Annotated in this window: 17 protein-coding genes; 11 read left to right on the top strand and 6 right to left on the bottom strand. The window is 45.4% G+C overall.

All coding sequences use genetic code 11. The annotated features are described in order from the left end of the window. Positions 1-3: 3 nt before the first annotated feature. On the bottom strand, positions 4-1,890 hold the full coding sequence (ftsH2, locus tag QUB25_RS04265; protein ID WP_006633417.1) for an ATP-dependent zinc metalloprotease FtsH2: 1,887 nt from the start codon (positions 1,888-1,890) through the stop codon (positions 4-6). Positions 1,891-2,213: 323 nt separating this feature from the next. On the opposite strand from ftsH2, the gene QUB25_RS04270 reads away from it, so the two are divergent. Further along, positions 2,214-3,296: a ParM/StbA family protein gene (locus QUB25_RS04270; protein WP_333041971.1), complete on the top strand. Its 1,083-nt coding sequence runs from the start codon at positions 2,214-2,216 to the stop codon at positions 3,294-3,296. 20 nt (positions 3,297-3,316) lie between these two features. Beyond that, complete coding sequence (locus QUB25_RS04275) at positions 3,317-3,835, top strand: hypothetical protein (RefSeq protein ID WP_333041970.1); 519 nt, start codon at positions 3,317-3,319, stop codon at positions 3,833-3,835. A gap of 190 nt (positions 3,836-4,025) precedes the next feature. Here QUB25_RS04275 and QUB25_RS04280 read toward each other — a convergent pair whose 3' ends face one another. The 4 genes from QUB25_RS04280 to QUB25_RS04295 all read right to left on the bottom strand — a co-directional run bounded on the left by QUB25_RS04280 (position 4,026) and on the right by QUB25_RS04295 (position 7,257). Beyond that, entirely contained in the window at positions 4,026-4,949 is a 924-nt protein-coding gene (locus QUB25_RS04280; protein WP_333182124.1) for a hypothetical protein, read from the bottom strand. Positions 4,950-5,188: 239 nt separating this feature from the next. Beyond that, a complete protein-coding gene (mgtE, locus tag QUB25_RS04285; protein WP_333041966.1) occupies positions 5,189-6,586 on the bottom strand; it encodes a magnesium transporter in 1,398 nt (465 codons plus the stop codon). A 153-nt stretch (positions 6,587-6,739) separates the two neighbouring features. Then, positions 6,740-6,889 carry a hypothetical protein gene (locus QUB25_RS04290; RefSeq protein ID WP_333182125.1) on the bottom strand — a complete coding sequence of 50 codons (150 nt, stop codon included), beginning with the start codon at positions 6,887-6,889 and terminating at the stop codon, positions 6,740-6,742. A gap of 17 nt (positions 6,890-6,906) precedes the next feature. Then, on the bottom strand, positions 6,907-7,257 hold the full coding sequence (locus QUB25_RS04295; RefSeq protein WP_333182126.1) for a hypothetical protein: 351 nt from the start codon (positions 7,255-7,257) through the stop codon (positions 6,907-6,909). A gap of 85 nt (positions 7,258-7,342) precedes the next feature. On the opposite strand from QUB25_RS04295, the gene QUB25_RS04300 reads away from it, so the two are divergent. The 4 genes from QUB25_RS04300 to QUB25_RS04315 all read left to right on the top strand — a co-directional run bounded on the left by QUB25_RS04300 (position 7,343) and on the right by QUB25_RS04315 (position 17,979). Further along, positions 7,343-7,567, top strand: a complete 225-nt coding sequence (locus QUB25_RS04300) for a PAS domain S-box protein (RefSeq protein ID WP_333182127.1) — start codon at positions 7,343-7,345, stop codon at positions 7,565-7,567. A 715-nt stretch (positions 7,568-8,282) separates the two neighbouring features. Next, a complete protein-coding gene (locus QUB25_RS04305) occupies positions 8,283-13,772 on the top strand; it encodes a PAS domain S-box protein (protein WP_333182128.1) in 5,490 nt (1,829 codons plus the stop codon). 126 nt (positions 13,773-13,898) lie between these two features. After that, entirely contained in the window at positions 13,899-16,994 is a 3,096-nt protein-coding gene (locus tag QUB25_RS04310; RefSeq protein WP_333182129.1) for a response regulator, read from the top strand. A gap of 10 nt (positions 16,995-17,004) precedes the next feature. Further along, positions 17,005-17,979: a diguanylate cyclase gene (locus tag QUB25_RS04315; protein WP_333041958.1), complete on the top strand. Its 975-nt coding sequence runs from the start codon at positions 17,005-17,007 to the stop codon at positions 17,977-17,979. Positions 17,980-18,318: 339 nt separating this feature from the next. Here the strand turns inward: QUB25_RS04315 and crcB are convergent, their stop codons facing one another. Then, entirely contained in the window at positions 18,319-18,717 is a 399-nt protein-coding gene (gene crcB / locus QUB25_RS04320) for a fluoride efflux transporter CrcB (protein ID WP_333182130.1), read from the bottom strand. Positions 18,718-18,845: 128 nt separating this feature from the next. Here crcB and QUB25_RS04325 point away from each other — a divergent pair, with 128 nt between their 5' ends. The 5 genes from QUB25_RS04325 to QUB25_RS04345 all read left to right on the top strand — a co-directional run bounded on the left by QUB25_RS04325 (position 18,846) and on the right by QUB25_RS04345 (position 24,419). Continuing rightward, on the top strand, positions 18,846-19,475 hold the full coding sequence (locus tag QUB25_RS04325; protein ID WP_333182131.1) for a macro domain-containing protein: 630 nt from the start codon (positions 18,846-18,848) through the stop codon (positions 19,473-19,475). A gap of 381 nt (positions 19,476-19,856) precedes the next feature. Beyond that, positions 19,857-20,462 (top strand): hypothetical protein, encoded by a 606-nt coding sequence (locus QUB25_RS04330; RefSeq protein WP_333182132.1) that lies wholly within the window; start codon positions 19,857-19,859, stop codon positions 20,460-20,462. A gap of 163 nt (positions 20,463-20,625) precedes the next feature. Further along, positions 20,626-22,413: an aspartate--tRNA ligase gene (aspS, locus tag QUB25_RS04335; RefSeq protein ID WP_333182133.1), complete on the top strand. Its 1,788-nt coding sequence runs from the start codon at positions 20,626-20,628 to the stop codon at positions 22,411-22,413. 87 nt (positions 22,414-22,500) lie between these two features. Beyond that, positions 22,501-23,613: an AAA family ATPase gene (locus QUB25_RS04340; protein ID WP_333182134.1), complete on the top strand. Its 1,113-nt coding sequence runs from the start codon at positions 22,501-22,503 to the stop codon at positions 23,611-23,613. Beyond that, on the top strand, positions 23,610-24,419 hold the full coding sequence (locus tag QUB25_RS04345; RefSeq protein WP_333182135.1) for a DUF3226 domain-containing protein: 810 nt from the start codon (positions 23,610-23,612) through the stop codon (positions 24,417-24,419). The genes QUB25_RS04340 and QUB25_RS04345 overlap by 4 nt, the downstream gene beginning before the upstream one ends. Positions 24,420-24,459 lie beyond the last annotated feature (40 nt).

The raw sequence follows: 24,459 nt of genomic DNA on the forward strand, positions 1-24,459 counted from the left end.
GTCTTAAAGCTGAGGAACGTATTGTTCTTTTTCAGGAACAAAAGTGTATTCAGAGACGATTAGGCGCAACTCTTCGCCGTCGATGGTTTCTTTTTCGATCAACAAATCGACTAAGCGATCGATCACGGTGCGATTTTCGCGAATAATTCGGCGCGCGTCGTCGTAGCAGTGATCGACAATCGATCGAACTTGTCCGTCAATCCGAGAGGCTATTTCTTCGGAATATTCCGATCGCGCTGTGTAGTCGCGGCCGAGGAAAATTTCGCTTTGTTGAGCTTCCAGGGCGATCGGGCCCAAGGTAGACATCCCATAGCGAGTAACCATTTGGCGCGCCATACCGCTGACTTGCTGCAAGTCGTTGCCGGCACCGGTGGTTACTTCGGCATCTCCGAAAACTACTTCTTCGGCTGCGCGGCCACCCAAAGCACCGCTAATCCGGGCTAAAATTTGCGATCGAGAAATCAAACCTTGGTCTTCGCTGGGCATGAACCAAGTCAAGCCGCGGGCCTGTCCGCGAGGAACTAAGGTAACTTTTTGAACTGGATCGTGAGCTTGAATGATTGTACCGACGATCGCGTGGCCGATTTCGTGGTAAGCAATCAAGCGCTTGCTCTTGCTGTCCACCAAAGGAGTGCCTTCCATACCTGCTACCACGCGATCGACTGCATCGTCAACTTCGAGCATCGTAATCGCTTCTTTGCGGCGGCGGGCGGTTAAAATAGCAGCTTCGTTGAGCAAGTTAGCCAAATCAGCGCCCGTAAAACCAGGAGTGCGGCGGGCGATGGCGTCCAAAGAAATCTCTGCAGACAGCTTCTTGTTGCGCGCGTGAACTTCCAAAATTTCCAAGCGGCCTTTAATATCCGGCGTATCTACGCTAACTTGGCGGTCAAAACGTCCCGGACGCAGCAACGCTGAGTCAAGCACGTCGGGGCGGTTCGTGGCAGCAATGATGATAATGCCAGTATTGCCCTCAAAACCGTCCATTTCGGTCAGCAACTGGTTCAGGGTTTGTTCCCGTTCGTCGTTACCGCCACCGATACCGGCGCCACGCTGGCGACCGACTGCATCGATTTCATCGATAAAGATGATGCAAGGAGCATTTTCTTTAGCTTTCTTGAACAAGTCGCGAACGCGGGAAGCGCCGACACCGACGAACATTTCCACAAATTCCGAACCGGAGATGCTGAAGAAAGGCACGCCGGCTTCGCCTGCGATGGCTTTTGCCAGCAGGGTTTTACCAGTTCCGGGAGGGCCAACTAGCAGCACGCCTTTGGGAATCTTCGCCCCGACTGCGGTGAAGCGTTCGGGTTTTTTGAGGAATGTCACTACTTCTTGTAGTTCTTCTTTGGCTTCCTCAACGCCTGCTACGTCGTCGAACAGTACGCCTGTTTTAGCTTCCATTTGAAAGCGAGCTTTGGATTTGCCAAAATTCATGGCTTGGCCCGGGCCGCCGGGAACGTTGCCACCGCGGCGGAAGAGGAAAAACAGGCCTCCTACTAACAAGAGGGGAAATACTAGATTGCCTAAAAGTCCCCAGACAGCGCCGTCGTTGCGTAGTGGGTGAGTGTCAAAGCTGATTTTGGAGTCTCTGAGCCTAGAAACCAGTTCCGGGGCATTTGAGGGCAAGTCTACCCGCCACCGCTGCTCGTGATTGTCCAGTTCGGGATCGACTGCTAGGACAATAGCCGTCCGACCTCCGTCGTAAAGGTCAACGCTGGTCACTCGACCGGCGTTTAAGTAATCTAAGAATCGACCGTAGCTCAGGCGGGTGCTGGCGGTGTTCTTGCTCATTTCAGCGGGGGATGGGGCAAAGGCCCCCTGCCACAAGAAAAAGCCGATGACTAAGGCGGGTAAAGTCCAAAGTAGTATAGTTCGCCAAGAAATTTTCATAAATGCGGATGCCTTGAATTGGGGACAGATCGGGTAAGATCGCGGTGTCGGAGAAGTGCGACAAAAGTTTACACTCAGAATCTTAACTAAATTTAACTTAACAATGCACTCTCAGGCAACAGAGCTTTGAGGACTATGGCTCCAGAAAAAGTTAGGTTAGTTACGGTAAGGGCGATCGTCCCGAATATAATGTTTGGTGCTGATTTCGATACCGATCTAGGTAGAGTTAGAAGAATCGTCGCTTTCACCCACTGTCTTTAAGCGTGGCAGTGTCAAGGGATAAGGCATGATAATGGTGAGGCTCAGTGAGGTAACACATTTCAATGACAACTAGACAGCTTGTTCCTAATTCGGCTATGCTGACCCAGCAGACTAAAGTCGCTTCTAACAAATCGATTATTAGTGCTGATTTGGGTCGGACGGCAACTAAAGCTTGCGTGAGTCGCAACCCGAGTAGCGTTGTTTTCATCCCTGCCAACGTGGCTACTATGCCCGTGGAAAAGGTGCGGGGTGGCAGCTTTGAGTCCAAAGCAACAGACCCTCTGTTGGATATGTGGCTGGAGTACCAGGGCAAGGGTTACGCTATAGGTCAATTGGCGGCAGATTTTGGCGCTAATCTCGGTGGCGCTGACCAGTCGAAAGTAGTAGATGCTTTGGTTAAGGTCTTTTCCTGTGCTGGATATTTCCAGATGAAGGGTGAAATAGCAGTTGTGCTGGGTTTGCCGTTTTATTCGCAGGATCAGTTTGAGAAGGAAAAGGAAGAGATTATCAGCCAACTGCGCTCTCCCCACGTTGTGGTGTACCGGGGCGAGCGTGTGGATATTAATATCAGTCACGTTTGGGTGATGCCGGAAGGGTTCGGCAGCCTGATTTGGTGCGAGGCTCAAGATAACAAGGAGTTTACGCCGGAGTTGCCGGAACTGTCGGTGGCGGTTGTTGATATCGGACACCAAACTACCGATTTGTTAATGGTCGATCGTTTCCGGTTCGCCCGGGCAGCTTCTAAGAGCGATTCCTTCGCCATGAACAAGTTCTACGAACAAGTTGCCTCAAAGATTCCGGGAGCAGACCCTCAATCTCTGTCTTTACTGGAAGCGGTGAATAAACCGGAAGGCCAGCGTTTCTACCGTCCGAGAGGAGCGACTAAGCCGACTAATTTAGATCCGATTATTAAGGATTTGCGAGAGGCTTTCGCTAACGAACTGTCCGAACGTTTGGTGCAGTGGCTGCCGGAACGTGTGACGGATGTGGTTCTGACTGGCGGGGGCGGCGAGTTTTTCTGGGAGGTGTTGCAACCTTTGCTTAAAGACGCCAATCTTAAGGCTCACTTGGCTCAGCCTTCCCGGAAAGCTAATGCTTTGGGACAGTTTATTTATGCTGAGGCTCAGCTAGCCACGATTAAGTAACGCATTAAGGCTTGAACCCTATGGCACTGTGGGCAAAAAATAAGGCGAATTTCTCGGTGGCGTTTACGGAAGATGCTGCGGATCAAACTTTGCTGGCCGCTATTGAAAAAGAGTTGGCTTTCACGAAGTATCAGACTTTCAGCAATCTCTGCAAGCAAGCTTTGTGGCAGTTTTTGTCTGTATCTGAGTCTGCTAGCTCTACACAGAGCTTTCAGCGGTTGGAACAGCGTATTGCTGAACTTGTGGTCAAATTTGCTGAGTTTGAGCACAATGTTTCGGCAGAGGAATTAAGCCGTTTGGAGGGACTGGAACATCACCTGACTCAACTCAGCGCGCAGTTGGATCAATTGCAGGGGAGTGTTAACAGTAAGTTTGCTCAAGTTTCTTTTGCCCCAGTTTCAAAAGTAGTAGAGCCTGACCCCATTGAGTCTGAGTCTGTGGCGGATGATAATGTAGTGTCTGACGCTGAGGTTGCTCCTCCTCGGAATTCCGATCCTTTGTTGGAGCGTTTAAGTTCTTTGTTACCCCAAGATTTCTAAAATGAGGTAGACCAAGGCTAAAAAGCCTTGAGATGTAATGTTAGTGGCCCGCTGTTGGCAGCCGGTACTGAATACAGACACAAAGCGATCGCTCTTTTGAAAAAAAAGGGCGATCGCTTTGTTATTTGTCAGTTGTCAGTTGACTGTTGTCTGTTTTCTGTGGTTACAAATTACCAATTACCAATTACCATTATTCGATTAACCCTAATTTTTGTAATCGCGAACGAATCGCACTAGGCTGTCGCTGAAATCTCTGAGCTAATTCGTCAATTTGTTGACCGCTAGCATATTCTTTCTTCAAATTTTCGTCTTCATCCTGACTCCACTTGACATAAGCTCTGGGATATTTCTGGCGAATTTTCTCATTCTGGGTTTTAGGTCGATAACCATTCTTTTGAGCGACATTCAAACCCGAACCAAACTGTGGGTTAATTTCCCCACCGCGACTAGCTAGCGCCTCTTGCACGCGGTTGGGAATCACAGCAATTTCTTCTGAGAGATCAGCCAAAGCAGTGTCTACTTTTTGCTGAAGTTCTGTTAGCTGCCGCTGCTGCAAACTGCCCCACTGTGGCAGTTCGTTGATAAACTGCTGCAAGTCCAGAATTATTGTTGTCAAAGTTTCGACTTGTTGCAACTCGGGTCGCTGTTTGAATTGGCGGCTGGTGAGTTCGATCTCGCTTTGAATCATTTTAATAGTTTTTTCTAAAATTATTAGTCGCTGGCGCAGGTTCTCAATTGCTGAAATTAGAGAGTGTACGTTTTCTCCAGGCGCAACATTGAGATTTTCGCGAGATGTTTGAGAAAGAGCTTCGTCTAAAGCATTTACAGCAAGTTGCAATTCCTCGATCGCGCGATCGGTAGTAGCTGCTTGTTGATTTACGCGATCGAACGTGGCCGCCGCACTTGTTTTAACTTGCTTGTGCAGCTTCTGCCGGTTCACAAAATTCAACACCAACGAAATCACTATAGGCACTTGAGCATAAACGCTCTGCCCCCAAACCAAACTAGCAGCCAATCCCACTGCTGAGGCAGCAATAAAAACCACTTCAGCAGTTTCTAACAAATTGCTCGACTTGGGATTTTGGATTTTGGTGGGTGAATTGGATGATGACATAGGCTAATACCATTTTAGATTTTAGATTTTAGATTTTAGATGTGGAATGACTGAGGAAGCTCGGAGTTTATATCACGGGTCTATAGTGGCATTCTTTTTTTCAACTGGTGCAAGTATGCGGATAAAAATAAAGTACGCGCGACGGCAGATATCCGGTATGTAATCGCACGTAGACCCCGAATTTAGCAGTGGTCAAAAACAGATTAAGTTTTTTATTCACAGCCATCTAATTAAATATATTAAAGCTGCAAAATTAGTCTAGCTAAAGTGAAATAAATTAAGACCCCGAGGACATCAACTGCGGTGGTAATAAAGGGAGCAGACATTAAAGCGGGGTCTAAACCCAAAGAACGAAATAGAAACGGCAGAGCTGAACCGGCAATAGAAGCTAAAATTGCGATCGCAAACAAACTCACTCCCACGGCGAGTGCCACTGCTAAACTCCCTTGCAGAGTATAAGCCCAGCCCGTCGCTACAGTCCCCAATATAGCTCCTAGCAGCGCTCCCGCCATCCCCTCGCGAACAATTACTTGAAACGGGCCCATTGCTGTAATTTCATCAGTGTTCAAACCGCGAATTACAACAGTTGAGGACTGAGCTCCGACATTGCCTCCAGTGCCAGTCAGCAGGGGAATAAAGGCTGCTAGGGCAACTACTTGGTTCAAAATATCTTCTTGAGCTCTAATAATTGCGCCGGTGACAGTATTAGTTAAAAGCAGAACAAACAGCCACACCACCCTTTTCCGGGCAACAGTGATTAAATCGGTCTGAAAATAATTGTCGCCGCCGGACTGGACGCCACCCAAGGTATAAATATCTTTGGCTGCTTCTTGTTCTAAAATGTCGATCGCATCGTCAACTGTAATGATGCCGACCAGCCGCTGTTCGCGGTCTACAACGGGCACAGCTAAAAAATCGTAACGCTGGATCAGCCTAGCTACTTCTTCTTGATCCGTTCCTGTTTGAACAGAAACTACGTCGCGGGTCATAATTTCGCCGACAGTTTTGTCGAGGGGGGAAGTTACTAAATCCCGTAGGGATAAAATGCCAGTCAAGCTGCGTCCGGCGTCGGTGACGTAAAGAGAATAAATTGTTTCGGTAGTTCTAGCCAAAGAGCGAATTCGGTCTAAAGCTTGGGCGACGGTAAAACTTTCTTTGAGAGAAATATATTCCGGGGTCATGATCCGACCGGCGGTACTGGCTTCGTAACCCAAAAGTTGGGCCGTTGCTTCTCGTTCCGTCGGGCTCAGTTCACCCAACAGGCGACGGACTAATATTGCCGGGAGTTCGTCAAAGAGTTTAGCTCGATCGTCCGGGGACATTTTGTCTACAATATCAATGACTTCTTGGCGCTTGAATTTTTCGCAGAGGGACTGCTGAACGCTGGAGTCGAGATATTCGTAAACTGCGATCGCTTCGTCTTTGGAAAGCAAGCGGAAAGCTATTACTTGCATGGTTTCTGGCAGGCCTTCGATAGCTTCAGCTATGTCTGCTTCCTGCACCGGGTGCAAAATCGCTTTTGCTCCTTTAAAGTCTCCTTCTTCCAACAGGGCCCTTAACTGCGATCGAACTAATTCCCGCAGTTCCTTTCGCGCGTAAGTGGGTAGAGAAGACGATTGATAATTTTTTTCTGTCACTGATGACCCTCCTAAACCTGTGCTGCGCGCCTTCCTGAATCCAGTTTAGAGCCTATTGACGCCACTGGTTGCAGTGATCAGACTTGCCCTGACAAGATCCACACCTGACCCCTATTTTTCTGGTGCGCGCCCAGCATCTTGCCCGATTTGGGTTCAAATACATTTATCTTGATCGGCGACACTCATCGGTAGGAAAGGAGAATGGCGGCCGAGCACTTTTTCCAACAGGTTCGTCGAACTTTGATTGCGAATATAATTATTGACTGTTTCTTTCCATTCAGTGTCACTTGCTGGCAATATCATGCTGTAAGAAATGCAAGTTAAAGGCTGCTCCGGTATAACAGAATATTGGCTACGCTGCGAAAGCGCCCTTTCTCTGCTGATTCGTTGAGATCAGTTTCTAGTTTTTCTAAGCGGATGGAGCGATTTAATTTTTTTTCTAAGTTAGCTCGGAAAATATCTAAGCCTTCCATGCAAACTCCTTGCCATTTTTCACCTTCTAAGTAGCCGAAGGGAGGGGCATCTTTTCTGATACCAACTTTGAGAATGCCGGTTTGCCGAATTTCTGCCAGTGCTGTCTGGGCTGAGGCAATTGTAGGTAAAGCTGCGGGAAATAATATCGAAAATATGGCTGTAAATGCTGCGAGTTTGAGGTTTTTATTGGTTGGCATTGAGTTCATTCGTTCGGCATCCGAATAGATATGGTACAGGTTTTTAATATGATACGCAAAAAAACAATATTGTCAATATATTTGGGTGCTTGTATTTTGGGCTATTGGGGAGTTTTGGGTTGTGCGATCGGCTAACTTCAACCAGCACCGTTTAAAATTAATTTTCGGGGGCTACGTCAATCCTTTTTTCTGCCGCGTCACGGGTTATACACATAAAGAAGTTTTGGGCAAGAATTGGTTTGACAACTTATTATCTTGGTATAGTCAACAATTAATTAAAACTGTCAATATTATTGGCCAGCAGTCATAGCGAATCCCCTGACTCCCGCTATGTTCCTGTTCAAACTGCCAAATGTGTAGGGCCGGGATTTAGACTCTCCGATCAAATCAAGGAACAGGGAACAGGAAAATTATTTTATGTAGGAATGGATCTCAAAAGCTGCATCTGAATAGTGTAGAATTATAACAAACCAGATGGGACATTCCAAGGTGCGTATTGTGGGATAAAAATTCTCTGCAATCTGAATTTCATTACGGAATGTTTAAACTTGTATCTTTTCCTTAACCATTTTATATTCTTTACCAAATCTTTATTTTTTTTCTCTAGGGTATTGTTATGGTTGCTTCAAGCGAGCTTACAGCACTTTGTAACAAGAGTGAAATACCCTTTAGTTAAAAAAGAGGTCTTGATGACACACTGTCCCTGCTGCTCGAATTAAATGCTGCGTCACGTTCGCGAGCATCAAATCTACTGGTTTTGTCGCCAATGTTGGCAAACAATACCTATTTACAATCTGAACAGATGTTGCTCATCGCCATCTATAAATCTAGTTAAAGGGCTAGGGGTTCAGGAAAAACATTCTTTACCGATGGAATTTAACAGTCAACTTAGGGGGTATAAAGTTTAGAGAGTGCCTTATCGCTAACTGGTTTTCCGGCTCAAAACTTAGTTTTATTGCATCATTAAATTACCCAAGTATAGCCCAAAAAATTGAAGACCGTTCTATTCATATATCGCTTAATTTATGGTAATCCCTCGACGCAAAGTAATTATAAGTTTAGACCAAACACCACTTAAACGATTGCTACCTCTTTTGCTTGGTGTGGTGGCCTCTCTTGCTGTTTTATTTACGTGGCAACAGCTAACCATCAACGGACAAATTCACATCGAGCAGTTAATTCAGCAGGAAGCCAATGCGATTCAGTCACAACTGACCGAAGGACTATCCATTCGGGTGTTGACACTTCGGCAAATGGCGAATCGCTGGCAAGCCAATGGCGGAACACCAAAGGCTCTTTGGGAAGCCGATGCTGAGGCTTATGTAAAGGATTTTTACGGTTATCAGGCGATCGCATTAGTCGATCCGTCATTTAAAGTGCGATGGGTTGTGCCACTGGCTGGGAATGAGGCAGCGCAAAACCTAGATTTTAATCGGGAACTGCGTCGCAAAATCACTTTGCAAGTAGCTCGTGATTTGCGTCAACCTATCTTAAGTCGCAATATTTCACTTGTTCAAGGGGGTCAAGGATTTTTAGCAAGTTTTCCTTTGTTTGTAGGTGAACGTTTTGATGGGTTGATTGTCGGAGTTGTTCAGTTTCAGACTCTATTTGAAAGTATTTTAAAAGTGTCACCAGGATACAATGTGGCTATCTATGATGGCACAACTTGGCTCTACGGTCAAGAGTCTTTTTCTCAAAATTCAGATCATAAAACAGTTGTAGTGAAAGCCTATGGTGTAGACTGGAAAATCGATGTTTATCCAAATTTAGATTTAGTAGAAAGAGTCAAGTTTTATTGGCCTAGACTTGTATTAATTGGGGGCTTAGTTTTAGTTGGGCTGCTTATGTGGGTCATGTATCTCGCACAAGTTAGTTATTGCAAAGTCGATAAATTCAAAAAAGCCAATCGCCAGTTGCAATGGGAAATTCACCAGCGACAACAGGCAGAAATTGCGATCGCTCAACTAGCTGCCATCGTTGAATCTTCGGAAGATGCCATTCTCAGTAAAGACTTAGAGGGTGTAGTTACCAGTTGGAATGTAGGAGCCGAAACAATTTTTGGTTATACAGCGGCAGAAATAGTAGGGCAATCAGGGAGAAAATTGATTCCCGCAGACTATCGAGATGAGGAAAACGAAATTCTCACCAAAATCCAGCGAGGACAACGCATCAAACACTACGATACAAAGAGGCTGAGGAAAGATGGAACATTAATCGATGTCTCGATGAGTGTCTCCCCCATTAAAGACCCAGCAGGAAATATAATTGGAGCCTCAAAGATTGCCCGGAATATTGCTGACAGCAAACAAGCAGAAGCAGCACTACGTGAAAGTGAAGAACGCTGGGAACTGTCTGTACGCGGGAATAATGACGGCATTTGGGATTGGAATGTTCAAACCAATGAGGTCTTCTTTTCTAGTCGCTGGAAGGAAATGCTGGACTATGAAGACCATGAAATCCAAAACATTATAGACAAATGGGCGAATCTGCTACATCCCGATGATTTGGGACGGGTAATGCAAGCCGTTCAAGACCATTTTGCCAAGAAAACTCCTTTTTATATCACAGAACATCGCGTTCGCTGCAAAGATGGTTCCTACAAATGGATTTTGGATCGCGGTCAGGCACTGTGGGATGATGCAGGTAACGTAATTCGGATGGCTGGCTCTCACACCGACATTACGGAGCGCAAGCAAGCTGAAGTTGCTTTACAGGTAAGCGAAGCCAGATATCGGCAATTGATCGATAACTTAAATGCGGGTTTTGTGATTCATGCGACAGATACCAGCATCCAATTATGTAATGAAACGGCCTGTGAATTACTAGGGCTTTCAATGGATCAAATGCTGGGAAAAACTGCGATATCTCCGGCCTGGCATTTTGTGCGGGAAGATGGCAGCGTTATGCCCCTAGAGGAATATCCGGTAAATCAGGTTTTATCCAGTGGAAGTTCCCTCAAAAATTATGTTGTAGGAATTAAAAAAGAAATTGATAGTTGTGTTTGGGTATTACTTAATGCCTACCCGGAGTTCGATCAAAACGGTCATATCACACAAGTTGTAGTTACGTTTATTGATATTAGCAAGCGCAAAAAAGTAGAGCTGGAAATCCAAAAAACTCGCAATTTCTTACAAGCACTGTTGGATCATCTACCGATTGCAATTTTTGTTAAGGACGCAGAGCCTAAACGATTTGGCAGATTTCAGTTTTGGAATAAAACCAGCGAACTGTTATTTGGCATCTCAGCCGAACAAGCGATCGGCAAAAGTGGCTATGATTTTTTTCCAATAGAACAGGCTATCTTTTTTGATCAAAAGGATAGAGAAGCTTTTGAAAAAGGTAAGACTGAGGATATTCCTGAAGAACTCATTGAAAGTCATAGTCTGGGCAAACGTTGGCTGCATACTGTGAAGATTCCCATTTACGACGAACAGCATCAGTCCCAGTACCTAATTTGTTTTTCAGAAGATATCACCGATCGCAAACACGCAGAAGCAGAGCTTAGAGAAATGAGTGAGGTGATGAAAAATGCGCTGTCGGGGATTTCCAAAATAGACACTCAAGGACGTTACCTCTATGTCAATAAAGCATATTCTGACGTGACAGGCTATCAGCCAGAAGAAATGATCGGGATGTGCTGGGAAAAAACCGTATATCCCGATGAGTTGGAAAAACTGGTTGCAGCCTATTGGCTGATGGTGCAAGAGGGCAGAGTTGAACTGGAAACCAAAGGGGTTCGTAAAGACGGTTCTGTTTTTTATAAGCAATTGGTGATGATTTCAACTTACGACGAACAGGATCAATTTTTGGGGCATTACTGCTTCATGAAAGATATTAGCGATCGCAAAAAAGCCGAACTTGCACTAGAACAGGAACTCCTGCGGAGTAAAGCCTTCTTCAACACTTCCATGGACGGTGTTGTTGTCATGGATTGGGTCGGAAAAGTTGTCGAAGCTAGTCCCAGTTTTGCTCAAATGCTGGGCTACACGCTAGAACAAACCATGAATCTGAGTGTGTTTGATTGGGATGCTGAATGGACGAGGGAAGAACTACAACTTATGCTCCAGAGAGAGGAGGTTATTCCGCTGTTTGAAACGCGACATCGCCGCAAGGATGGTTCTGTATATGACGTGGAAATTAGCTGGAACCGGGTGGAATTACAAGATGAGATGATGAACTTCTGTATCTGCCGGGATATTAGCGATCGCAAACGCAACGAAGCGGAACGCCAACAAGCAGAACAGGCACTGCGAGAGAGTGAAACTCGCTTCCAAGCCTTCATGAATCACAGCCCAGCCCCTGCCTGGATTACCGATGAAAATGGTGTAATGCTCTATGCCAGCCAGACTTATCTCAATACCTTTAAGTTACCCACTGACGATGTGATTGGAAAATCCATTTTTGAACTTTACCCCGCCGCCTTCGCCCAACAATATCTAGACAATATCCAAACGGTTGCTCAAACCAATGAGCTAATTGAAACGATTGAGATTGCGCCCCGTCGAGATGGAACCCTGGGTGAGTTTCTGGTTTACAAATTTCTCATCCCCGACTTACCTGGGCAAATGCTAGTAGGTGGTGTGGCGATCGATGTGACGCGACAACATCAAGCGGAAACCGCTTTACAACTGAGTGAGGAACGCTTAATGCTGGCACTAGAAGCCTCTGGAGATGGACTATGGGATTGGAAAATTGAAACTGGAGAAGTTTACATTAATTCCTACTACCAGGAGATGCTGGGCTACAAGCCCGGTGAGTTGGTGATGGATGTGAACGTCTGGGAACAGATGATTCACCCTGATGATAAATTCTGGGTTTTTGAGGATCTCAATAGTAACTTGCCAGATAGCTCTCTCAAATATGCCTTTGACTACCGTGTGCGTTGCAAGTCAGGTGACTGGAAGTGGGTCGCTAACTACGCGAAAGTCGTTGCCTACGATGAAGATGGTAAGCCTTTACGGATGATTGGAACGCACAAAGACATCAGCGATCGCAAACAAAAAGAACTGGCACTGCAGCACGCAATGGAAGCCGCAGAAGCAGCGAACTTGGCAAAAAGTACCTTCCTAGCCAATATGAGCCACGAATTACGCACTCCCCTCAACGTGATTCTAGGATTTGCTCAGGTAATGACCCATGACTCCTCCCTAACTCCCAACCAAAAAGAAGACCTGCAAACAATTCGTCGCAGTGGCGATCACCTCTTGAGTTTGATTAACGATGTGCTGGATCTCTCGAAAATTGAATCGGGACACTGCACAGTTGAACACAGCGGATTAGATTTAATTGCGCTGCTGCATTCCCTCCGAAATATGTTGGCGGAACGAGCAAGTTCTAAAGGACTTGACCTTTGTTTCGAGATTGCGCCAGAAGTTCCCCAATTTATGCTTGTCGATGCTCAAAAACTGCGCCAGGTTTTGCTCAATCTGCTGAGTAATGCCATCAAATTTACCGATCGGGGAAGCATTACTTTGCAAGTTAGTATTGAGGCGGACGGTACAGGGGCATTAAGCACAACTCGGCCGATTCTCCAGTTTGTAGTGGCTGACACGGGTTTAGGGATTGCATCGGTCGAACTCGACACCATCTTCGATGCGTTTGTGCAAGCCCAAGCTGGGAAGCGATTGACCGGCGGTACTGGGCTAGGTCTAACCATTAGCCGCAAATTGTTGGAACTCATGGGCGGAGAAATTTCTGTCAGCAGCACTCTGGGAGAGGGGAGTAGCTTCACCTTTACCCTTCCCGTCAGCCCCATCAGTGGAGTTAATGTTACACCCGAAGAGAATAATCGCCTCGTGATTGGGCTGGCTCCCAGTCAAGGGGATCATCGCATTTTGGTGGTTGACGATCAAGCAGAAAATCGCTTGCTAATGGTCAGATTACTGACACAATTAGGATTAGAGGTAAAAGAAGCTACCAACGGACAGCAAGCTGTGCAGATTTGGCAACAATGGCAACCCGACCTAACCTGGATGGACATTCGGATGCCCGTGTTAGATGGATACGAGGCTACGAAGCAAATTCGGGCAATGGAAGACGGACAGAACAGTATCATTATTGCACTTACGGCCCAGGCTTCCCAGAGCGATCGCGCCCTCGCCTTAGCTGCTGGCTGCAACGACTACATCAGCAAGCCCTTCCGGGAACAGACCCTATTTCTTAAGATGGCGGAATACCTAGGTTTAGAGTATGTATATGAGGAAGAGGAAACTGAAATAGGGGAACGGGGAACAGATTGTTTTCCTTCTTACTTCTGTTCTGTTGCCTCTTCCGTTTCAGATTCCCTCGATCCAACGCTTCTGGCGACATTACCAAAAGAATGGGTGGTTGAGTTGGAAGATGCTGCTTTATGTGGGGATGATGTTGCGATCGTTGAACTGGTAGCTCAACTTTCATCAGACCTCGCTCAATTCGGTACTCATCTGACTGAACTCGCCAACCAGTATCAATTTGAGAAAATCCTTAATCTAATTCAAGGTAATTTCCCAAGTGTAATTCCTCCCTTGGATTTATAAACTGTTGTGTAGTTAAACGTTTGCTTAGGACTACGCAATTAGGAATCTGCCCTGAACAATTAAATTTAATTGTTGGCAAAGTCTGCCCCAAAACTCCTTAATTTTTATTGATAATTACTCTCTAAAATGCCTCATAAAATACCCAGAAATTCCCCAATTAATCCTTTCGATTTAACAAATCTAGAGGAATGCAGTGAAGAATCAGTTTATGCTCCCGGTCATATTCAGCCCCACGGAATAGTTTTATTGCTGCAAGAAAAAAGCCTCAATATTTTACAAGTAAGTGACAATGTAGAAGTGTTTTTTGGCATTTCTGTCGCCGAATTGCTAGGTCAGCCATTGCCATGGTTATTTGGTCACGAGCAAGTACAAGAAATTGTTAGGTATCTCAATCAAGAAAAGCTCAAAATTAATAATAGTTTTGAGCTGAAAATACCTCTAAAAGACGGTCAAATTCAAACATTTAGAAGCACACTGCATCAGCAACCAGATGAGTTAATTCTGGAACTAGAACCCCAATTGACTATTGAAAATAATCATTCAATGGATTTTTATCAGCGTCTGCAAACAGTTATCCTCAACTTTCGCAGTGCGTTCGGTCTTTCTGATTTAGCTCAAACCATTGCTAGAGAAGTAAAAGCCATGACCGGATTCGATCGCGTGATGATTTATCGCTTTGAAGCCGATGACCATGGGGTGGTGATTGCTGAAGAGAAAGAAAGCTATCTAGAAAGCTACCTGGGATTGCATTACCCGGCGATCGATATTCCCGTACCCGCCCGCAAATTGTTTTACAGCAATTGGGTGCGCCAAATTCCCAATATCAATTACACCCCTGCCCCCCTAATTCCCACCAACCATCCCCTAACCAATACACCCCAGGATCTCAGTGCTTGTGTGTTAAGGGGAGTATCTCCCTACCACATTGAATATTTACAGAATATGGGAGTGGCTGGGACACTGACGATTTCGTTAATTGACGATCGGCGCCTCTGGGGATTAATTGCCTGTCACCATTACAGTCCGCGATTGGTAGATTACGAAACTCGCAAAAGCTGTGAATTTTTAGGACAATTTGCCTCGATCGAACTGGTGCATCAGCAAGAGCGAGAATTGAACGTTTACCGATCGCAGGCTAAAACTATTCAGGATAAACTTCAGCAGGCATTCCGGCGAGAGTCTAATTTTATCGAACAGGTATTGACCGAAAATGCTTCTCAATTGCTAGATTTAGTTCATGCTCAGGGAGCTGCAATTCTGCTCGATGGTCGTCTGACATTGGTGGGTCAAACACCATCTGAAGCTGAGGTTGACGAACTCGTGCAATGGTTGCTGCAACACAACAAAGAACGAGTGTTTGCAACAGCTTCTTTGTCTCAGTTGTATCCCCAAGCCAAGCAATTCAAAGAGCGAGCTAGCGGTGTTTTAGCAATCTCAATCTTCCTCTGCTACGCCAAACAAAAGTCATACCATATCCTTTGGTTCCGACCGGAACAAATTCAAACCATAAACTGGGCAGGTAATCCACAGGATGCTGTGTCGATCGACGAAATTGGAAAAATGCACCTGTGTCCCCGCAAATCCTTTGAACTGTGGCAAGAGACAGTGCGGGAAATGTCTTATCCGTGGCAAATTGCAGAGTTAGAAGCTGCAGCCGAAATGAGACATATCCTCATGCTGGCGGTGTTAGAATTTTCGCAAGCTGCCCTAGAACACGCTGCAGAAAGGGCAGCTATAGCCAACCGTGCCAAAACCCAGTTCCTGGCCAACATGAGCCACGAGCTCAGAACCCCACTCAACGCCATTCTGGGATTTACCCAGCTTATGAACCGCAGCCCCTATATCCCAGAAGAATTTCAAGAGCATTTAGGGATCATTACCCGTAGTGGAGAACACCTGCTGACATTGATCGACGATGTTTTGCAAATGTCTAGGATTGAAGCAGGGCAATTGGTACTGAGTAAAAGCTGTTTTAATCTGCATCGGCTGCTAGGTTCTATTAACGAGATGTTCACCATCAAAGCGCCTGAGAAAGGGTTACATCTGAGCAGCGAGTGGGATGCTACTGTCCCGCGTTATGTCTGTGGCGATCAAGCAAAACTTCGCCAAATCTTGATTAATCTGCTGGGGAACGCGCTCAAATTTACAACAACAGGAACCATAGCCCTGCGCGGACGAGCTTTTTCATCAGATGATATGCCATCGAGTACAAATTGCGATCGCGCCACTAATCCACCGGATATTAAACCAACTATTACCCTGTGTCTCGAAGTTGAGGATACCGGACCTGGCATTTCTCCCTCAGATTTAGAATCAATTTTTGACGCTTTCATGCAAACCAATCGCGGTCGCAACGATCGAGGAACAGGTTTAGGACTGTCTATCAGTCGTGAGTTTGCGCGTCTGATGGGAGGCGATATCACTGTGCAAAGCACCCTCAATCGAGGCTCGACTTTTACCTGCCAAGTCGTTTTGGAACTACCAGAGTCCGTTGATTTAGAGGAACCTGAAATTAGCGCTCGGGTTATCAGGATCGAACCTGGGCAACCTATCTACCGAATTCTAGTAGTAGAAGACGTTCCAGAAAATCGGCAACTGCTGGTGACACTGCTGGAGTCAGTTGGGTTTGATGTGTGTGCGGTGGAAAATGGGGTAGAGGCGCTCGCTCGTTGGCAAACATGGCACCCTGACCTGATTTTGATGGACATTCAAATGCCTGTCATGGATGGTTATGAAGCGACGAGACAGATTCGAGCACAACAGTCATTAGTCATTAGTCATGAGTCATCAGCAGATAACTCAGGGCAAATGTCACAGGACAACAGACAAATTACACGCATCATTGCCCTCACTGCCTATGCTTTTGAAGACGATCGTATCGCCAGCCTGCAAATCGGTTGCGATGACTACATTGCCAAGCCGTTTACTGAAGACACACTTTTCGACAAAATAGCTCATCACTTGGGTGTGCGCTACTGCTACGCCGAAAAAGTTCCGCGAGATTTATCAGCTTCGCCACCAAAGATATTTATTCCAGACTTGAAAACCATGCCCACCCAGTGGATTGCAGAAGTTCATGAAGCAGCATTAGATCTTAGTGATAATAAGCTTTATGAACTTATCGCTCAAATTCCCAAGGAGAAACGAGATTTCATCGCGGCGATGACATCTCTGGTCGATAACTTTCAGCTTGAAGCGATCGCAACTCTCACCCAGATTTAGGAATAAGAACATGACAGATCTATTCAAACTTGTGGCCCAAACGAATATTCTCATCGTGGATGATACCCCAGACAATCTGCGCTTGTTAGCCAAAATTCTAGAGTCACAGGGCTATATTGTGCGTAAAGCCCTCAACGGGAGAATGGCACTCCAAGGTGTTCATCGCGACCCACCGAGTCTGATTTTACTTGACATCAATATGCCAGAGATGAATGGGTACGAAGTCTGCCAAAAGTTAAAAGCATCGGAAGCGAGTGATCAGATACCGGTTATTTTTATCAGTGCGCTCGAACGACTGGAAAACAAGGTACGAGCCTTTGAACTGGGTGGCGTAGACTATATTACCAAACCCTTTCAAGAGCAGGAAGTGCTGATGCGAGTAAAAAATCAATTACTCATCCAGCAGCAACGCCAACAACTGCTGGAACAAAATCAACGTTTAGAACACGAAATCCAAGAACGTCTGAGGGCAGAAGCCGAAGTAAGGCAGCTATCCGTGACCGATGAATTAACTGGATTATATAACCGACGAGGCTTCTTTTTACTAGCCGATCAACAACTAAAAATTGCTCGACGCACGCAAACATCCTATTTTATTTTGTTCGCTGACCTAGATGGTTTGAAAAAGATTAACGACACTTTAGGACACGAAATGGGAGACAGAGTAATCGTTGACGCCGCTCAAATATTGAAGCAAACCTTTCGTGAGGCGGATATTGTGGCTCGACTGGGCGGAGATGAATTTGCTTTATTTATTCCTAACTTTTCTGGGGATTCATCTATTAATTTCCAGGCTCGGCTGCAAGAAAATATAGATCGCTTTAATCAACACTCCGAGCGAGCTTATATATCAATAAGTCTTGGTGTGGAGTTTGGAGATTTAAATAATGAAGTTTTATTAGAACAGTTGCTAGCAAAGGCTGACAAACTAATGTACGAGCATAAACGCACCAAACGCTGTTTAAATCCTCAACCGTTCTTTTGAGAACAGCTATATCGGAGCGCCATAAGCATTATTTATTAAACGTGGGTTCAACCGAGAAAGAGTAAACTGAAAACAAGATAGGGAAACAGCTTGAAGACTTTACCCCGTCAGCCGGAAAACACGATGCAGTAAACTTCACCACACCTAAACCTGAGAGGGTAGCAACCCCGTTAAAAGCTTTCCCTGTATTAGTTTAATGGTGTGTGCGATCAAAAAATATCGTAGGTATTGTCCACAATCCTGAGCTAAAATCGACTGACTGATGCTGTATGGGTGGAGAGTTTGCCTACAGTTGTATTCTTTTTTTAAACTGGTATTATTTGCATAAACCGATTTTATTTATTTGCCCAATCGCGCTAAAATGATGCCTAACTGAACTGCAATTACTCCTAGTATGGCACTGCCTGCCCAGTAAAATGCGGCGAAGCTGTAAGATCGATCGCGCCACAAGACATTCGTCTCTAAACCGTAAGTTGAAAAAGTAGTATAAGCACCCAAAAAGCCCGTTGCTACCATTAATCGCATTTCCGACGGAATAGTCGGCACTCGTTCAAAAGCGAGCGTAATAAAAAATCCCATAGCTAAGCAACCAGTGATGTTAATAAAAAAAGTTCCGTAGGGAAAAGCCGTACCGAAACGGCTGGCAAACCACAAGGTGATATAATACCGGCTCAAAGCGCCGGCAACGGCACCTAAACTAATTGCGATCGGGTGGCGAAGATTCGGGTATTGCAGCATACAGCTATTAAATATTTGCTACTTGATATAGAGATTGATTTGAGATTCAGCGGACTTATGTAAAGTATTGTAGGATTAAATTGGCGATCGCTCTAGCTGTTCGCAATTAAAAATAAGAGAGAGTATTTATGCAAATTGTGCTGGCTACCTTAGACGATGGTTTAGTTAGAGCGTGGGAAAGCACTTGCGGCAGTATGGAAAATGTAAAGATACATCACGGTTCAATATTTGATGTGAAATGCGATGCTATTGTTAGTCCGGGGAATAGTTTTGGTTTCATGGACGACGGCTTAGAGCTAGAAATTTCGGAATATTTTGGAGGGCAGGTTCTTGAACGCTTGCAAAAACTAATTCAGGCTCGACATCACGGCGAACTCTTAGTAGGAATGGCAGAAATTGTAGACACCGATCATGCTGAAATTCCCTATTTAATAGCTGCACCAATTATGCGCGTTCCCACAGTTTTAAGAGAAACAGTAAATGTTTATCTAGCAACCCGCGCTATTTTGACTCTCGTAAAATTTGGCTCAGTCCCAGATGGAACGCCAGTCAAACATATCATTGAAACTATCGCTATTCCCGGCATGGGTACGGGAATGGGCAAAGTGCCTCCACATATCTGCGCCAATCAAATGAAAGTTGCGCTCGAACATATCCTCTTCTCTCAGTACGAATTTCCTCAATCTTTACTGCACGCTCAAAGATGTCACCACTTGTTATATACGGACGAAAGCGAAGATTTGCAGTTGGAAAATTGAAAGTATTAAATTTGCCAGTTTTATTGTGTTGAGAAACCAAGTTTATTTGTGTGTGTTTTTTTAGGTATAGAGACTTATCACAAATTAAAGTGCGCTAAACCGTACCTGCAACTTGGCGGTATCCTACACACGAGAGCAACTTTGGTAGATATAATGTAATAGAACTGAGGTCATTCCAACTAGGTAAGCGCGGATACAAAAGTTGATAAAGCTGGAACAAAAATTGCCTAGTTCTTATTAAATGCCAGAATTCCTTCTGGCGCTACACGTACAAAGTCTGTATAAAAGACCACAATTCCATCTGGCGCTACACCTACAAAGTCTGCATCCAGGGACTGTGAGATTTTTGGAAAATGTTTACTACCACAGGAGAAGATTGATATGACAGATCCAAAAGTAACCGAGGAACCAATTTTAGAGGCAACTCTCGAAACGACGGAGCTCGTCAAACACGAGATGCCCGACGCGACTGATGAGGCGATCGCAGAAACTGCGGCGCTGTTTGAAGCAATTAAAAAACGCGCCACCGCCGAAGTGCAAGCAGCGGGCGAACTCACCCGCGAAGCTTATTTAAAAGCTGTCAATAAGGCCTCCGGGGCGATCGAAGAAAATAAGGATCTCGCCCACGAGAGATTCACAGAAGCAGTCAGGCTGATTAAACAAGAAACTGAGAAAAATTGGCTGGTGGTAGATGCGATTAAAACGCGGGCGCAAGCGCAGGTGCAAGATGCCGGCGAAGTCAGTCGCGAAGCTTATTTGAAAGCAGTGCGACAAGCCCGAGAAGCGGTGGAACAAAATAAATTGATTGAACGCGATCGCATCGAACAAGCTGTTGACCACATTCACACGGAAGCTGAAAAGAATTGGCACCTTATTGTGAAGCAAATTGAGTCGATCGGCACTCGCTTGACGGATGCGGCTAAGTCTGCATGGAACGCGCTGACGGCGTTTTTTGACAAGTCTCACAGCGATCACCCAGATTCCTAGAAGGGCCAGCCGGGGGTTTGGAACTCCCAGCGGGTTGTTAGGGTAGTTAGCTTTGGAATTAATTCCAAAGCTAATGGCGATCGTGCGTGCATTTGCATTCAGCAGAAGTTTCAGGCATACTGCATAATTAAAAAGCTTTATTTTTAGTCCACAACCCCCAATTATGAGAAGTTACTACTGCGGCGAACTGCGAAGCGAACACATCGGAGAGACTGTCACCCTTTACGGCTGGGTGGATCGCCGCCGCGATCATGGCGGGGTGATTTTTCTGGATGTGCGCGATCGATCGGGTATCGTGCAAATTGTCAGCGATCCTGAACGCACCCCCGACTCCTATCACGGGGCTGAGGCTTTACGCAGCGAATACGTGCTTAAAATTACCGGGCGAGTCACCAGCCGCCCCGCAGATTCCCTCAACCCAAAATTGCCTACGGGTGAAGTAGAAATTTACGCTGACGAAATTGAGTTGTTAAATGCGGTTCGCAAACAGTTACCCTTTCAGGTGGCGACGGCGGAAAATGAAAGTGTGCGGGAAGATTTGCGGCTGAAATATCGCTATTTGGACTTGCGGCGCGATCGTATGAGTCGCAATTTGCAGCTTCGCCACCAAGTTGTCAAAGCTATGCGCCGCCACCTGGAAGATGTGGGAGGTTTTATTGAAGTTGAAACACCGATTTTAACGCGATCGACTCCTGAAGGTGCGAGAGATTATTTAGTGCCCAGCCGCGTCAATTTGGGCGAGTGGTACGCTTTGCCGCAGTCGCCGCAGTTGTTCAAACAATTGTTAATGGTTTCGGGTTTGGACAGATATTATCAAATTGCCCGCTGTTTCCGCGATGAAGATTTGCGCGCCGACAGACAGCCGGAATTCACACAATTAGACATGGAAATGAGTTTCATGTCTTTAGAAGAAATTCTCGAATTAAACGAAGGTTTAGTCTCCCAGATTTTCCAAAGTGTCAAAGGCGTAGAAGTGCCTCGTCCTTTTCCGCGCTTGACTTACGCGGAAGCAATGGATCGCTATGGTAGCGACAAACCAGACACTCGCTTCGGTATGGAATTAGTCGATGTTTCCGATTTGATGAAAGATTCGGGATTTAAAGTATTTTCCGGGGCGGTTGCTGCGGGCGGAATTGTGAAAGTTTTGCCGATTCCGGGCGGGAATGATGCGATTTCTAACGTGCGGATTAAACCGGGTGGCGATTTGTTTAGGGAAGCCAGCGAAGCCGGTGCGAAGGGATTGGCTTACATTCGCGTGCGGGATAACGGCGAAATTGATACGATCGGCGCTATTAAGGATAATTTGACGGAAGCACAAAAACAGGAATTGCTCGATCGCACGGGCGCGCAACCAGGTCATTTGTTGTTATTCGCAGCGGCTGATGTGACAACTGTCAATAAGACTTTGGATAGATTGCGTTTGTTTGTCGGTAACGAATTGGGATTGATTGACAAAGACAAGATGAATCTGCTGTGGGTGACAGATTTCCCGATGTTTGAATGGAACGCTGACGAGAAGCGTTTGGAAGCATTGCATCACCCGTTTACTGCGCCGCATCCTGACGATATTAACCATTTGAAAACTGCGAGAGCTCAAGCTTACGATTTGGTGTTAAACGGTACAGAAATCGGCGGCGGTTCTCTGCGGATTTATCAGCGGGAAGTTCAGGAAAAGGTGTTTGAGGCGATCGGCTTATCGACTGAGGAAGCTTACAATAAGTTTGGCTTTTTGTTGGATGCGTTTGAGTATGGAACTCCGCCCCACGGAGGCATTGCTTACGGTTTGGATCGGTTGGTGATGCTGTTGGCTGGTGAGGAATCGATTCGCGATGTGATTGCGTTTCCGAAGACGCAGCAGGCGGGTTGTTTGCTGACGAATGCGCCGGCTGGGGTGGATGAGAAGCAGTTGAAGGAGTTGCAAGTGCGATCGACTTATACGCCCAAGTCATAAGGCGATCGGGACTTAGGCAAAGCCTATGTGTCATGCTGAGAGAAGGGAAGCATCTCAGAATTACGTTGAAATGCCTAAGTCATAATTATGAAACACCTTGACAATTTAACCATTCATAGGTTCCGAGGCCTGCGAGATTTGAACTTGCAGGACTTGGGTCAAATCAACATATTGGTTGGTGGGAATAACTCAGGTAAAACCAGCGTTTTAGAGGCGATATCAACCTATTGTCGCCCCTTAGATCCGCTGGAATGGCTGAACACATCGTGGCGAAGAGAGATTAAATCTTCCCGTAAACCCCAGCTAGATGCTCTTAGATGGCTGTTTCCTCAAAACAGTGAAATCTCTCATGTCCATGTCTACGAAGGAGAAACTTATGTTTCAAGTAATGGCGATTTTCCTGTAACAGAATTGAGAGCAATTTACCGAGAGTTTGAAGGAGTTTCGGAATTAGGCGAGGCAGAAAATAGCTCAGAATCTCAACTAGAAATTGACGAAATAGAATTTGACAATATTCTGCGAGGTGCTGAGTTAGAACTCAAAGTAGCAACAATTTATGACCTAGAAGAATTATCAGTAAAATTTGAGATTTGGGAAAATCAGCGTTTTGTTAACAGAAAAAACCGCTCGACGGCGGTACTACCAATTGATACAGTTACACCGTTCTCTCACCGGATAGAACAGTTACAAATTAACTTACTATCAGAAGTTATTTTGTGGGGTATGAAGCCCGAAGTAATAAAATTACTTCAACAGATGGATGCAGAAATTACTGATTTAGTAATTTTGTCGCCAACTGGCAAACGTCCTAGTCTCTATATCGATCACAAACGTGTAGGTATTTCGCCGTTAAGTGCTTTTGGTGATGGAGTGCGGCGTTTGCTATTCATTGCTTTAACACTGGTAAAAGTTCAAGGTGGAGTTTTACTCATTGACGAGATAGAAACAGCCATTCATACGGTCGCACTTGGCAGTTCCTTTGCTTGGATTGTGGATTGGTGTCAGCGATTGGACGTGCAGTTATTTGCAACTACGCACAGTTTAGAAGCAATTGATGCGATGTTGGATGCTAGCGATTCCGAGACAGATTTAGTTCTTTATCGTTTGGAAAAAAAGGAGTCACAAACTAAAGCAATCAGACTTGAACGGGAAAGACTGCACAGATTGCGGGAGGATTTAGGTCTGGAGGTTCGCGCGTGAGATATGCCATTATTGGAGTAGAAGGCCCGCACGATCAGGCATTTGTTGGCAAGGTTCTCAAGCTTTTGGGTTTTAAAGATTTTAAGGAAGAGTGGGATAACTTGGATAAGTCGACAAGATTGGATATGTCAAAAGAATTGGAGAGTAAATTCGATAAATTCTGGCACAAATTTATTCCTAAGTATCCCAAACAAGGAAGCTTGTACAAACGTCTTGATATGCCTTCTATTCTGTTTAATGATACTATCTCAGTCGCAATTTATGCAGGTGAAGGAAGCAACCTTGTTACTAACTTAAATGATATTTTATCCGCCAATCCTGAGTATCAAACAGACTTGGCGGCATTTGGCATAGTTGCTGATTGTGACAAGTCGAATCCCGCTCAAGTTGTTGTAAAATATAGTAATTGCTTCCGAGAATACTTTCCTAATTTTCCCAACCAAGCAGGTGTTGTAGACGACATCAATATCCCCAGAACAGGAATTTATGTGTTGCCAGATAATACTTCACAAGGTGTGCTTGATACTTTGATTTGCAGTTGCGGAGAGATAGCTTATCCCGCTTACATGGAGAGAGCCCGTTCGTATCTAGATAAGTTTTCGGAGGTAGAAAAGAAATCTTTAAATTTGAAAAATTTTAATGGGGACAAAGCTTTAGTTGCTACTGTTGTCAGTGTTCTCAAACCGGGACTTACTAATACGGTAAGTATTGCTCGTGATAATTGGGTGAGCAAACAGACGCAACAGCAGGTTCCTGCTTTGGCAAATTTTATTGAGTTTTTGAGCCAACTTTTGGAACTGAGTTAATGGACGATCGCACTTTTTCAATTCGTGCGATCGCCCTCAA

The organism is Microcoleus sp. B3-D7, from assembly GCF_036705305.1.
Lineage (GTDB): Bacteria > Cyanobacteriota > Cyanobacteriia > Cyanobacteriales > Microcoleaceae > Microcoleus.